This is a genomic window from Amycolatopsis vancoresmycina, assembly GCF_000716785.1.
Classification (GTDB): domain Bacteria; phylum Actinomycetota; class Actinomycetes; order Mycobacteriales; family Pseudonocardiaceae; genus Amycolatopsis; species Amycolatopsis vancoresmycina.
The window spans coordinates 416,024-427,879 of sequence record NZ_JNYY01000001.1; the positions used below are offsets into that span (position 1 = coordinate 416,024).

13 protein-coding genes are annotated in these 11,856 nt (G+C 71.7%); 12 read left to right on the plus strand and 1 reads right to left on the minus strand.

Annotation, left to right across the window (positions count from 1 at the left end; genetic code table 11):
- Positions 1–72: 72 nt before the first annotated feature.
- Genes OO60_RS01890 through OO60_RS47035 form a run of 4 tightly spaced genes read left to right on the plus strand, consistent with a single transcriptional unit; the run spans position 73 to position 2,682 of the window.
- Positions 73–1,617, plus strand: a complete 1,545-nt coding sequence (locus OO60_RS01890) for a phage tail sheath family protein (RefSeq protein WP_003098509.1) — start codon at positions 73–75, stop codon at positions 1,615–1,617.
- An 18-nt stretch (positions 1,618–1,635) separates the two neighbouring features.
- Positions 1,636–2,079, plus strand: coding sequence for a phage tail protein (locus OO60_RS01895; protein WP_003098512.1), 444 nt, complete (start codon positions 1,636–1,638; stop codon positions 2,077–2,079).
- Between the two features lie 4 nt (positions 2,080–2,083).
- Positions 2,084–2,527: a hypothetical protein gene (locus OO60_RS01900; RefSeq protein ID WP_003098514.1), complete on the plus strand. Its 444-nt coding sequence runs from the start codon at positions 2,084–2,086 to the stop codon at positions 2,525–2,527.
- Complete coding sequence (locus OO60_RS47035) at positions 2,524–2,682, plus strand: DUF6760 family protein (RefSeq protein WP_003098516.1); 159 nt, start codon at positions 2,524–2,526, stop codon at positions 2,680–2,682. The genes OO60_RS01900 and OO60_RS47035 overlap by 4 nt, the downstream gene beginning before the upstream one ends.
- Before the next feature lie 183 nt (positions 2,683–2,865).
- On the opposite strand, the gene OO60_RS47350 is transcribed toward OO60_RS47035, so the two are convergent.
- Positions 2,866–3,090 carry a hypothetical protein gene (locus OO60_RS47350; protein WP_209441366.1) on the minus strand — a complete coding sequence of 75 codons (225 nt, stop codon included), beginning with the start codon at positions 3,088–3,090 and terminating at the stop codon, positions 2,866–2,868.
- Positions 3,091–3,127: 37 nt separating this feature from the next.
- On the opposite strand from OO60_RS47350, the gene OO60_RS01905 reads away from it, so the two are divergent.
- The 8 genes from OO60_RS01905 (at position 3,128) to OO60_RS01940 (ending at position 11,855) form a co-directional block, all read left to right on the plus strand.
- Complete coding sequence (locus OO60_RS01905; RefSeq protein WP_209441367.1) at positions 3,128–5,362, plus strand: hypothetical protein; 2,235 nt, start codon at positions 3,128–3,130, stop codon at positions 5,360–5,362.
- 11 nt (positions 5,363–5,373) lie between these two features.
- Positions 5,374–5,820 (plus strand): phage tail protein, encoded by a 447-nt coding sequence (locus OO60_RS01910; RefSeq protein WP_003098522.1) that lies wholly within the window; start codon positions 5,374–5,376, stop codon positions 5,818–5,820.
- A 2-nt stretch (positions 5,821–5,822) separates the two neighbouring features.
- On the plus strand, positions 5,823–6,593 hold the full coding sequence (locus OO60_RS01915) for a CIS tube protein (protein ID WP_003098525.1): 771 nt from the start codon (positions 5,823–5,825) through the stop codon (positions 6,591–6,593).
- Positions 6,586–8,406 carry a VgrG-related protein gene (locus tag OO60_RS01920; RefSeq protein ID WP_003098527.1) on the plus strand — a complete coding sequence of 607 codons (1,821 nt, stop codon included), beginning with the start codon at positions 6,586–6,588 and terminating at the stop codon, positions 8,404–8,406. Before OO60_RS01915 ends, OO60_RS01920 begins: the two co-directional genes overlap by 8 nt.
- A gap of 13 nt (positions 8,407–8,419) precedes the next feature.
- Positions 8,420–8,701, plus strand: coding sequence for a PAAR domain-containing protein (locus OO60_RS01925; RefSeq protein WP_003098529.1), 282 nt, complete (start codon positions 8,420–8,422; stop codon positions 8,699–8,701).
- A gap of 13 nt (positions 8,702–8,714) precedes the next feature.
- Positions 8,715–9,128, plus strand: a complete 414-nt coding sequence (locus OO60_RS01930) for a GPW/gp25 family protein (RefSeq protein ID WP_003098531.1) — start codon at positions 8,715–8,717, stop codon at positions 9,126–9,128.
- The gene (locus OO60_RS01935; RefSeq protein ID WP_003098532.1) at positions 9,128–11,089 is read left to right on the plus strand and encodes a putative baseplate assembly protein; all 1,962 of its coding nucleotides are present in this window, start codon (positions 9,128–9,130) and stop codon (positions 11,087–11,089) included. Before OO60_RS01930 ends, OO60_RS01935 begins: the two co-directional genes overlap by 1 nt.
- 226 nt (positions 11,090–11,315) lie before the next feature.
- Positions 11,316–11,855, plus strand: coding sequence for a phage tail protein (locus OO60_RS01940; RefSeq protein ID WP_033260682.1), 540 nt, complete (start codon positions 11,316–11,318; stop codon positions 11,853–11,855).
- Position 11,856: the final 1 nt, after the last annotated feature.

An 11,856-nucleotide genomic window follows, 5' to 3' on the forward strand; every position in this document is an offset into this window, starting at 1 on the left:
CCGTTCCGCGGAGAACGCCCTGGCAGCAGCATCGCCGATGACAAGACTTGTGCGTCGACAAGGGAGGCACGCATGCCCACCTATCTCACGCCGGGGGTGTACGTCGAGGAGATCGAGGCGGGCGCACGGCCGATCGAGGGCGTGGGCACCGCCGTCGCCGCCTTCGTCGGCTTCGCGGCGGACGGTCCCTTCAACACCCCGACGCTGGTGTCCAACTGGGGCCAGTACACCCAGACCTTCGGCGACTTCCTCGAAGGCTGCTACCTGGCCCAGTCGGTCTACGGCTACTTCCTCAACGGCGGCGCCAACTGCTACGTCGTCCGCATCGGCGGCCCGCGCGCCCACGACAACGGCTCCGCACCGAAGCAGATCTCGGCCCGCCAGGCCGTGCTCGGCGGCTACCGGTTCGTCGCGAAGGAACTGCCGGAGGGCAAGCAGGCCGGCGAGATCACCGTCGAGGTCGCCGAGCCGACCGGGGACAACCCGGCCGAAGACCGCTTCACCGTGCTGGTCAAGCAGGACGGCAAGGTCGTCGAAACGCACAACGTGACGACCAAGCGCACCAAGGAGAACGTCGTCACCGCGGTGCGGGAGAAGTCGAGCTTCGTCACCGTCGAGGAGGTCGCCACGGGCGGCGCGGTCACCAAGCCCGACAAGGGCGCCGCGGTGCTCACCGCACCGCCGCAGGCGCCGCCGGTGCCGCGCCGGGTCGGGGCCGACGACTACGTCGGCGACGTCGCCGACCGCACCGGGTTCGGCGGCTTGGAGGCGATCGACGAGATCACCATGGTCGCGGCGCCGGACCTGATGGCCGCCTACCAGCGCGAGCTGCTCGACCTGGACGGCGTCAAGGCCGTGCAGCTGGCGATGATCGCCCACTGCGAGCTGATGGGCAACCGGATGGCGATCATCGACCCGCCGCCGTCGCTCAACCCCCAGGAGGTCCGCAACTGGCGGCAGGACGTGGCCGGCTACGACTCGAAGTACGCGGCGCTCTACTACCCCTGGGTCCAGGTGCTCGACCCGGCCACCGGAACCAACGTGTTCATCCCGCCGAGCGGCCACATGGCCGGGGTCTGGGCCCGCACCGACGCCACCCGCGGCGTCCACAAGGCACCGGCCAACGAGGTCGTCCGCGGCGCGCTCGCCCTCGAAACCCACCTGACCAAGGCCGAGCAGGAACTGCTCAACCCGATCGGCATCAACTGCGTGCGGTCGTTCTCGGGCAAGGGCATCCGGGTCTGGGGCGCGCGGACGCTGTCGAGCGACGCGGCGTGGCGCTACCTGAACGTCCGGCGGCTGTTCAACTACCTCGAGGAGTCGATCCTCGTCGGCACGCAGTGGGTCGTGTTCGAGCCCAACGACGACGCCCTGTGGGCGCGGATCCGGCGCACGATCAGCGCGTTCCTGGTCATGGAGTGGCGCAAGGGCGCGCTGTTCGGGCTGACGCCGGACGAAGCGTTCTTCGTGAAGTGCGACCGGGAGACCAACCCGGCCGAGGGCATCGACCTCGGCCAGGTGATCTGCGAGGTGGGCATCGCCCCGGTGAAACCGGCGGAGTTCGTGATCTTCCGGCTGGCCCAGATGTCCGGCGGCACCAGCCTGGTCAACGAGTAGTGAAGGGACTCCACAGACATGGCACTTCCCGATCTCGACAAGGCGGTAGGCCACTCCTTCGGGCTCGAGATCGACGGCGTCCAGATCAAGCAGATCTCCGAGGTCTCCGGCCTGAAGATGGAGCAGGACGTCATCGAGCTCAAGCAGAACACCGTGGACGGCAAGTACGTCATCAAGAAGCTGCCCGGCCGCCCGAAGGCGGGCGAGGTCACGCTGACCCGCGGCCTGACCGACGACAACAGCTTCGAGAAGTGGGTCAAGGACGCCCACTTCGGCAAGATGGCCTCCGCGCGCAAGGGCGGCGCCATCATCGTCTACGACTACGAAGGCACGCCGCTCAAGCGCTACAAGCTGACCAACGCGTGGCCGAAGAGCCTGGAGATCGGCTCGCTCAAGGCCGGCGACACCAGCGTGCTCACCGAGAAGCTCGTCATCACCTACGAGCAGATGGAAGTCGAGTGAGCCCATGCGCAGGGTGATGGCGTCGGCTCCGGTCGAGGAGGCCCCCGCCGCCGCGGCGGCGGCGGAAGCCCGGCCGAAGCTGCGGACGGAGTTCGCGTTCGAGCTCCCGCGCGGGTACGTCGACGACGAAGGCAAGGTGCACCACTCCGGGGTGATGCGGCTGGCGACCGCACGGGACGAGCTCGTCCCGCTGCGGGACGACCGGGTGCGCGAGAACTCGGCGTTCCTCACGGTGGTGCTGCTGGCCCGCGTCGTCACCCGGATCGGCGACATCACCGACGTGCACGCCGGGGTCATCGAGAACCTGTTCGCCTCGGACCTGGCGTTCCTGCAGGACATGTACCGCCGGATCAACAGCGAGGGCCACACCAGGGCGGGGGTGGCGTGCCCCGAGTGCGGCCACGGCTTCGTCGTCGACGTCGCCGGTGGCCGCCTGGGGGAATCGTGACGTACGCGGCCGACCGGCTGCACGAGGAAGTCGCGTACGTCGCCTACCACCTGCACTGGTCCCTCGACGACATCCTCGACCTCGAACACCCCGACCGGTTGACCTACGTCGCCGAGATCGCCCGGATCAACACCCGGATGAGCCAGGGACGGTGACGCTGGAATGTGGTTCCGCAGGAAGGAGGCGGGCCCGGCACCCGAGCCCGCCCCGGCGGCGCTGCCGGTGGCGCGCGCGGAGTGGCGGACCGTGCCGCCGATCCGGCCGGTCCTCGCCGCGCACCCGCTGGTGAACCCGGTGCAGCGGTTCAGCGCGTCGCTGACGTCCTGGCAGAGCCCGGCCTACCTCGAGCCGCTCGGGCACAGCGTGGGCCCGGACGAGCCGGCGGGTGTCATCGCCGACCTGGCCCGGCCGAGGGTGGCATCGCCGACGCCGCCGATGCCGGTGGTGCAGCGGGAGACCCGCAAGCGCAGCGGGCTGGGGCGGCTGTGGGGTGCTTCGCCGGAGTCCGCTTCCTTGCCCGGGGTTTCTTCGGACGGCGGAGTTCCTGCGGTGGATTCGTCCATGCCGGCGGAGTCTCCGGACTCGCGCACGGTTCCTCCGATGCCGGTGCTGCCGACGGTCGTTTCGCGCGAGGCCGTGCGGCCGCTGACGTCGGCCGCCGCCACGGTCGTCCCGCCGATGCGGACGGTCCAGGCGATCACGGAGGACGCTCCGGCGGAGCCGGATCCGGTGCTGCCGGTCCGGGAGCCGGTGGCTGCGGAGGAGGCGCGTCCGGTGTTGCCGGTCGTCCGGCAGGCCGAGCCGCGGCGGCTGGGGCTGGGTGCCCCGATCCTGCCGGAGCCGGCACCGCTGCCGGTGTCGCGCCTCGCGGACGACGCCGTGCCGGAACCGACGGTGGCGCACGGGGGCGGTGACGCGGGGGCGCTGCCGGGCCGGTCGTCGCCGGTCAATACGTTCCGCCCGCTCGACCCTGCGAAGCCGCCCGGGACACCGGGCGGCTCGACGAGCGTTTCCCTGCCGGTGGCCCGTGCTGTCGAAGAGGCGGCTCAGGAGCCGGCGGTGACCCGCGGGGCGGAGGAACCGGCCAGCCGGGATTCTGCGCTTCCGGTGCTGCCGACGGCATCGGATTCACCCCTTTCGGTGAGCCGGGCGGCTGAGGATTCGGGTGCGTTGGTGGCTCGGCAGGGGCAGGAGCCGGTGGCTGGGTCTCCGGCTTTGCCGGTGATTCAACCGGCGCAAGAGTCGGGGAGCCGGGTGGCTGAGTCTTCGGCTCCGCTGGTGGCGCCGCCGGCGCAGGAGCCGGTGGCGGGGTCTTCGGCTCTGCCGGTGATTCAGCTGGCGCAGGAGTCGGTAAGTCAGGTGGCTGGGTCTCCGGCTCTGCCGGTGATTCAACCGGCGCAGGAGCCGGGGAGCCGGGTCGCTGGGGCTTCGGCCCTGCCGGTGGCTCAACCGGCGCAGGAGCCGGGGAGCCGGGTGGCTGGGTCTTCGGTTCCGCTCGTGGCTCAACAGGCGCAGGAGTCGGCCTTGCCGGTGAGCCGGGCGACCGAGCCCTCGGTCCTGCCGGTGGCTCAACGGGCCCAGGAGCCCGTGTTGCCCGTGAGCCGGGTGGCTGACCAATCGGCGCCGCTGGTGGTTCGGGCGCAGGAGCCGGTGAGCCTGGTGGCAGACCAATCGGCTCAGGAGTCTGCGCTGCCAGTCAGCCAGGCGACCGAACCCTCGCTCCTGCCGATGACTCGACAGGAGCCTGCGCTGCCGGTGAGCCGGGCGGCTGATCCACCGGCCCCACTGGTAGCTGCGGCCCAGGCGCCCGCGTTGCCCGTGAGCCGGGTGGCCGACCAATCGGTCCCGCTGGTGACTCGACCGGCCGAGGTGCCCGCGTTGCCGGTCAGCCGGGTGGCCGACCCGTCGGTCCCGCTGGCGGCCCAAGCGGCCCAGGGGCCGGTGAGCCGGGCGACCGGCCAATCGGCTCTGCCGTTGACTCAAGTGGCGCAGGAGTCTGCGCTGCCGGTGAGCCGGGCGATCGAAACCTCCGTCCTGCCGGTGATTCAACCGCCGCAAAATTCTTCTCTGCCGGTGAGCCGGGTGGTCGAGCCTCCGGCTCCGCTGGTGGCGCAGGAGTCGGCCCTGCCGGTGAGCCGGGCGACCGAACCCGCGGTTCTGCCGGTGACTCGACCGGCGCGGGAGCCTTCGCTGCCGGTGAGCCGGGCGGCCGAGCCTCCGGCTCCGCTGGTGGCGCAGCAGGCGCAGGACTCCGCGCTACCGGTCAGCCGGGTGGCCGATCAACCGGCCCTGCCGGTGACCCAGCCACCCGCGGCGATCGAGACCTCGGCCCTTCCGGTGAGCCACACAGCCGAAATCTCCACACCCACCGTGGCGAAACCGCCGCAGCAACCGCTCCTTCCGGTGAGCCGGGCGCCCCAAGGCGCCCACGAGCCCGCCCTTCCCGTGCACACCCTGACCGAGACCCCGGCCCTCACGGTGGTCCGCGTCGCGCAGGCACCGCCCCTGCCGGTGAACCGGGCCGTCGAGACCGCGAACCTGCCCGTGCCCCCAATGCGTGCAGCCGAGCAGCTGACTCCACCGGCGAACGCGGCCGTCGAGACCGCCGATCCCACCCCGCCGCCGCCTGTGATCCAACGGGCCGTCGACGAACCCGCGCCAGTCGCGCCGCCGCCCGAAACCCCCGCCGCTCACCCGGATTCCGCACCCGCCGCCGCGCCGACCGAAACCGATGAGCTCGTCAGGAAGCTCTTCGATCCGCTGCTGCGGCGGCTCAAGACCGAACTCCGTCTCGACCGTGAACGCCGGGGCGCGCTCACCGATCGCCCGCACTGAAGGAGATGCCGATGCCGGACACCGAAGAGGCCGTCGCCGTCTGTTACGTCGTCAAGCTGGACGACAAGAACCTCGGGAACCTCGGCGCCTTCTCCAGCTGCGACGGGCTCGGCTGCGAATTCGTCATGGAACAGCGGGAAGAGGGCGGCAACAACGGCATGGTCTGGCAGCTGCCGACCCGGATCAAGTACTCGAACATCAAGCTGTCGCGCCCGGTCACCGAGGCCAGCTCGCAGATCACCAAGTGGTTCGCCAGCCTGGCGAGCGGGATCGAACGCAAGACCGCCACGATCGAGGCACGCACCCTCGAAGGCAAGGTGATCGCCAGCTGGGCCCTCGAAGGCGTCGTCCCGGTGCGGTGGAGCGGCCCGCAGCTCTCGCCCGACTCGCCCAAGGTCGCCACCGAGACCCTCGAACTGGCCCACCACGGCTTCCTCAGCCCGGCGAAGAAGGGCTAGCCATGGCCTCCTCGCCCGTCACCTTCACCTCGGCCGGCTCGGCACCCCCGGCCGCCTACGGCTCCGGCGAACCGGCGCCCAACAACCTGCAGCGCGCCCTGCTGGAGGTCCGCAAGCCGCCGCAGTCCGGGGGGACCGGGCAGCCGCCGGGGGACAAGCTGTTCGACATCAAGTTCCAGTTCAACCCCAAGGAACTCTCGCTGAGCAAGAACGCCAAGTGGGGCCGCGACGCGCAGCCGAACGCGAAGAAGAGCGCGCCGCCGCAGTTCAAGGGCTCCGACCCGGCCAAGCTCGCGCTGGAGATGTTCCTCGACGCCACCGACAAGATGGACGACGCCGTCGTCAAGAAGGTCGAGCAGCTCTTCACCTGCTGCGTGGCCACCGAGGACAGCCGCAACAGCCGGAAACCGTCGCCGCCGTGGGTGATCTTCAAGTGGGGCGGCATGACCGGCTTCCCCGCCTACGTCTCGTCCGTCACCGCGAAGTACACCCTGTTCACCCCGTCGGGGACGCCGGTGCGCGCGGTCTGCACGGTGAACCTCGAAGAGATCTCGGGCGAGCTCGGCGGCCAGAACCCGACGTCCGGCGCGCTCGCGGCCCGTGACACCCACGTGCTCGTCGCCGGGGACTCGCTGGCGTCGGTGGCGTTCCGCGCCTACGGCGACGCCGGGAAGTGGCGCGAGATCGCCGACGCCAACGACATCGACGACCCGATGCGGCTGCGGCCCGGCACCCGGCTGCTGGTACCCGCGCTGGAGGAGCTCGATGGCTAACGAGACCTTCACGAACACCCTCATGGTCGAGGTCGAGGGCACCGCGCTGCCCGACGACGTCAAGGTGATGCTCAGCTACGCCTACGTCGACGACAGCCGGAACCTGCCGGACACCTTCGTGCTGCGGTTCCGCGACCCGGGGTACGTCGTGCTGGAGAAGGGCAAGTTCAAGGTCGGCGCGAAGATCAAGCTGAAGGTCCAGACCTCCGACCCCGGCGGCCCGCAGGACCTGCTCTCCGGCGAGGTCACCGCCGTCGCGATCGACCTGGACCGGCACGGCACCTTCACCGAGGTCCGCGGGTACGACCACGCACACCGGCTGTTCCGCGGCCGCCGGGTCGCGGCCTACCCGAACATGACCGTCGCGGACGTCGTGCGCAAGATCGCCCAGCGCGCGCAGATCGCCGTCGGCAAGATCGACAACGTCCGCGGCTTCGGCGGCCGGCCGAACACCCAGCTCAGCCAGGACAACATCAGCGACTGGGAGTTCCTGACCCGGCTGGCCGACGCGGTGGGCGCCCAGATCGCCGTGCGCGACGCGAAGCTGAACTTCGAGCTCCCGGAGAAACCATCCGGTGCGCCCTCGACCACCACCAAGGCGACCGCCGACCCGCTCGTGCTCGAGGCGCACGGGACGCTGGTCAGCCTGCGCGCCAGCGTCACCGCGGCCGAGCAGGTCCCCGAGGTGCGGGCCACCGGCTGGGACTACGAGAACAAGCAGCCGATCACCGCCACCGCCACCCCGAAGGCCGCCGGCACGGACGTGCCGGGACTCGACCCGGTCGCGCTCGCCGGGAAGTTCGCCAGCCCGCCGTTCCTCGACGCCTCCTCGCCCCGGCGGGCCCAGGGCGAGGCGGACGCGACCGCGAAGGCGTTGGCGGACAAGCTCGGCAGCGCCTGCACCGAACTCGACGGCGTCGCCAAGGGCAACCCGAAGCTGCGCGCGGGTACCGCGGTCACCCTCGCCGGCGTCGGCCAGCCCTTCGCGGGCAAGTACACGCTGACCAGCACGCGGCACTTGTTCAACGCCGAGGTCGGCTACACCACCGAGTTCACCGTGTCCGGACGCCAGGAACGCTCGCTCTACGGCCTGGTCGCCGGCGGCGCGCACGGTTCGTCGTGGCCGGGCCTCGTCCCCGCGCAGGTGACCGACCTGCGGGACCCGGCGAAGCTGGGCCGCGTCAAGCTCACGTTCCCGTGGCTGGACAAGGACTTCACCAGCACCTGGGCCCGCACGGTCCAGGCCGGGGCCGGCAAGGACCGGGGCGCGGTGGTGCTGCCCGAGGTCGGCGACGAGGTCCTGGTCGGCTTCGAGCACGGCGACTTCGAGGCGCCCTACGTGCTCGGCGGGCTCTACAACGGCAAGGACAGCGTGCCGACGTTCAGCAAGGCCCCCGTCGACGGCAACAGCGGGGAAGCCACCCTGCGCGGGTTCGTCTCGCGGAAGGGCCACAAGCTGGAGTTCGCCGAGGACGACGGGATCACCCTGTCCTCCGGCGACGCGAAGTTCGTGGTCAAGATCGACCAGAAGAACCAGGTCATCGAGGTGACCAGCGGCAAGAGCGTCACGGTCAAGGCGCAGAACGGCGTCAGCATCGACGCCGGCACCGGGCCGCTGGAGCTCAAGGGCCAGAAGGTGACGGTGAAGTCCCAGACCGACGCCAGTGTCGAGGCGGGCGCGCAGCTGAAGCTGAACGGCACCGCCGGCGCCAAGCTCGAGGGCGCCACCGTGTCGGTGGCCGGCCAGGGCCAGACGGAGCTGACCGCCAGCGGTGTCGTCACCGTGCGCGGCAGCGTGGTCAAGATCAACTGACGGGGGAGTGCGCATGCCACCAGCCGCGAGGGTCGGCGACCCGACCGGGCACCCGGGCGTCATCGCCGGTCCCGGCGTGCCGACCGTGCTGATCGGCGGGATGCCCGCCGCGAACGTCGGCACGCTGCACACGTGCTCGTTCCCGCCGCCCGCGGTGCACCCGCCGACGCCGATCGCGCCGCCGGGCTGCCCGACGGTGCTGATCGGCGGCATGCCCGCGGCCCGGATGGGCGACATGGCCGCTTGCGGCGCGCCGATCGTCATGGGCTGCCCGACCGTCCTGATCGGAGGCTGACGTGACTGTGCCGATGAAGGACTTCCTCGGCCGGGGACTGGCGTTCCCGGTGCACACCGACGCGACCGGCTCGATCGCGCTGGTCGGGGGCGAGCGCGAGATCGTCGAAAGCATCCGGCTGATCCTCGCGACCGCGCCGGGCGAACGGCCGATGCGCCCCGAGTTCGGCTGCGCGGTGCACGACCTCGTGTTCGCCCCCGCCGACGCCGCGACCGCCGGGCAGATCGCCTACGAGGTGCGGACGTCGCTGGAACGCTGGGAACCGCGCATCGACCTCACCGACGTCGTGGTCAGCTTCGCCGAGGCCGACCGGGGGACGCTGCTGATCGACATCCGCTACACCCTGCGCGGCACGAACGACCCGCGCAACCTCGTCTTCCCGTTCTACGTCATCCCGCCCCACGAGTCCGCAGCGGACGGTGCGTGATGTCGCTGCCCAAGCCGAACCTGGACGACCGCACGTTCCAGGACCTGGTCGACGAGGCCAAGTTCCTGGTCCAGCGCAACTGTCCGGAGTGGACGGACCACAACGTCTCGGACCCCGGCGTCACGCTGATCGAGACGTTCGCGCAGATGGTCGACCAGCTGCTCTACCGGCTCAACCGGGTGCCCGACCTGCACTACCTGCGCTTCCTCGACCTGATCGGGGTCCGGCTGTTCCCGCCCGCCGCGGCGCACGCCGACGTGACGTTCTGGCTCTCGGCCGCGCGGGACGTCCCGGTGGTCGTCGCCGCCGGCAAGCAGGTCGCCAGCGCCCGCAACGAGGTCGAGGACCCGGTGGTGTTCACCGTCGAGCGCACGCTGACCATCGTGCCGTGCTCGCTCGAGCACCTGGTGACCAGCACGGCCGACACCGGCCTGCCGCCGGCCGACCGCACCGACGAACTGCTCGTCGGCGGTGGTCCGGCGGTCTTCGGGGAGACCCCGGCACCGGGTGACGCGGTCTGCTTCGGGCTGTCGGACGCCGTGCCCGGCTGCGCGGTGCTGCTGCGGATGAACTGCGAAGTCGAAGGCCAGGGCGTCGACCCGCGCGACCCGCCGTGGCTGTGGGAGGCGTGGGACGGCACCGGCTGGGCGGCCTGCGAGGTCGACCGGGACAGCACCGGCGCGTTCAACCGAGCTGGGGACATCGTGGTGCACGTCCCGCCCGGGCACACCATGTCGGTGCTCGCCCGCCGCCGGGCCGGCTGGCTGCGGTGCCGGCTGGCCGAGGCCAAGCCGAACCAGCCGTTCTACCAGCGGCCGCCGCGGCTGCACACCGTCGAGGCATCCACCATCGGCGGCACCGCACCCGCGGTGCACGCCGAGGTGATCCGCAACGAGATCGTCGGCACTTCGGACGGCACGCCGGGCCAGCGGTTCCCGCTCGGCCGTCCGCCGGTGGTCGCCGGGGACGGCGAGCTGGTCGTAGAGGTTTCGGGACCGGACGGCTGGCAGCAGTGGACCGAGGTGCGGTCGTTCGCCGACTCCGGGCCGGACGACCGGCACGTCATGCTGGACCGGGTCGGCGGGGAGATCGCGTTCGGCCCGGCGGTGCGCCAGCCCGAGGGCGGCCTCCGGTACTACGGCGCTTTCCCGGCGAAGTCCGCCGCGATCCGCGTGCCGGAGTACCGGTCCGGCGGCGGGCGGCGCGGCAACGTCGCCCGCGAAGTCCTCGAGGTGCAGCGGGACCCGATCCCGTTCGTCAGCAGCGTGGTGAACCGGCGGCCGGCGATCGGCGGGGTGGACGGCGAGTCGGTGCGGGACGCGCAGGTGCGCGGTCCGCTGCTGCTGCGCACCCGCGACCGCGCGGTCACGGCCGAGGACTACGAGCAGCTCGCCCGCGAAGCGGCGCCGGAAGCGGCCCGCGTGCGCTGCATCCCGGCGCACGGCCCGGACGGCCGGGAGACCGGCGCGATCCGGGTGCTGGTCGTGCCCGCGGTGCCCGACACCGGCGAGCTCGCCTTCGCGACCCTGATGCTCGACCCGGGCATGCGCGGCCGGATCGAGCGGTCCCTCGACGAACGGCGGTGCGTCGGCGCGCTCGTGTCCGTGGAACCGCCGTTCTACCAGGGGGTGACGGTGGTCGCGCGGCTGCGCGCCCGCCGCCGCACGACCGCGGGCACCCTCGGGGCGCGTGCGACCCAGGCGCTGTACGACTACTTCAACCCGCTCAGCGGCGGCCCGGACGGCGAAGGCTGGCCGTTCGGCCGCCCGGTGCAGTCGGGCGAGGTGTTCGCGGTGCTGCAACGGCTGCCGGGCGTCGAGCTGGTGGAGGACGTGCGCCTGTTCGCGGCGAACCCGATCACCCGCGAGCGCGGCGACCAGGTCGACCGGCTCGACCTGCCGCCGAACGCGCTCGCGTTCTCGTTCGGCCACCAGGTCCGGGTCCGGGAGGCAGGCGCATGAGAGCACATGATGCCCCTCCGATCACGCATGATGCCCCTCCAGACACGCGTGATGCCCCTCCGATCACGCGTGCTGCCGCTGCCGCACGGGCGGTTCGCGGGCGGAACGGCGTATCCCGCGTGATTGAGCGCGTGTCTCACGTGACTGGAGGGGAATCTCGCGTGATTGAGCGCGCATCTCGCGTGATTGGACGGGCATCTCGTGTGTTCGGGCGGGAGGTGGGGGCATGAGGGCGGGCGTTGCCGGGCTGCCGAGTCCGCACCCGATCGGCGAGCAGCTTCCCGCCGTCTACGCCGAGGACCGGTTCGTGCAGGGCTTCACCGGTGCGCTCGACGAGGTCCTCGCGCCCGTGCTGTCCACTTTGGACAACTTTGCCGGCTACCTCGACCCGGGGCTGGCGCCGGAAGACTTCGTCGGCTGGCTGGCCACCTGGGTGGCTCTGCGCGTCGACGAGAGCTGGAGCCCCGCGCAGCTGCGGCAGCTGGTGACGAGCTCGGTCGAGCTGCACCGGTGGCGCGGGACGCGGCGCGGGCTCGCCGAACACGTGCGGCTGCTCACCGGGGGCGCCGTCGAAGTGACCGACAGCGGCGGGGTCGTCGAATCGCCCCAGCCCGGCGCGCCGCTGCCGGACCCGGGGCCGCCCTGGGTGCAGGTGCGCGTGCGGGTGCCCGACCCGGCGCGGGTCGACGTGCGGCGGCTGACGGCGACGGTCGTGGACGCGGTACCCGCCCACGTGCGGGTCGCGGTGGAAGTCCTGGAGGGCTAGC

Coding starts and splice junctions, on each gene's coding strand:
- OO60_RS01915 (WP_003098525.1), top strand. CDS start 5,823: ATGGCCTCCTCGCCCGTCACCTTCACCTCGGCCGGCTCGGCACCCCCG.
- OO60_RS01925 (WP_003098529.1), top strand. CDS start 8,420: ATGCCACCAGCCGCGAGGGTCGGCGACCCGACCGGGCACCCGGGCGTC.
- OO60_RS01890 (WP_003098509.1), top strand. CDS start 73: ATGCCCACCTATCTCACGCCGGGGGTGTACGTCGAGGAGATCGAGGCG.
- OO60_RS47350 (WP_209441366.1), bottom strand. CDS start 3,090: ATGGACGAATCCACCGCAGGAACTCCGCCGTCCGAAGAAACCCCGGGC.
- OO60_RS01935 (WP_003098532.1), top strand. CDS start 9,128: ATGTCGCTGCCCAAGCCGAACCTGGACGACCGCACGTTCCAGGACCTG.
- OO60_RS01940 (WP_033260682.1), top strand. CDS start 11,316: ATGAGGGCGGGCGTTGCCGGGCTGCCGAGTCCGCACCCGATCGGCGAG.
- OO60_RS01910 (WP_003098522.1), top strand. CDS start 5,374: ATGCCGGACACCGAAGAGGCCGTCGCCGTCTGTTACGTCGTCAAGCTG.
- OO60_RS01895 (WP_003098512.1), top strand. CDS start 1,636: ATGGCACTTCCCGATCTCGACAAGGCGGTAGGCCACTCCTTCGGGCTC.
- OO60_RS01905 (WP_209441367.1), top strand. CDS start 3,128: ATGCCGGTGCTGCCGACGGTCGTTTCGCGCGAGGCCGTGCGGCCGCTG.
- OO60_RS01900 (WP_003098514.1), top strand. CDS start 2,084: ATGCGCAGGGTGATGGCGTCGGCTCCGGTCGAGGAGGCCCCCGCCGCC.
- OO60_RS01920 (WP_003098527.1), top strand. CDS start 6,586: ATGGCTAACGAGACCTTCACGAACACCCTCATGGTCGAGGTCGAGGGC.
- OO60_RS01930 (WP_003098531.1), top strand. CDS start 8,715: ATGAAGGACTTCCTCGGCCGGGGACTGGCGTTCCCGGTGCACACCGAC.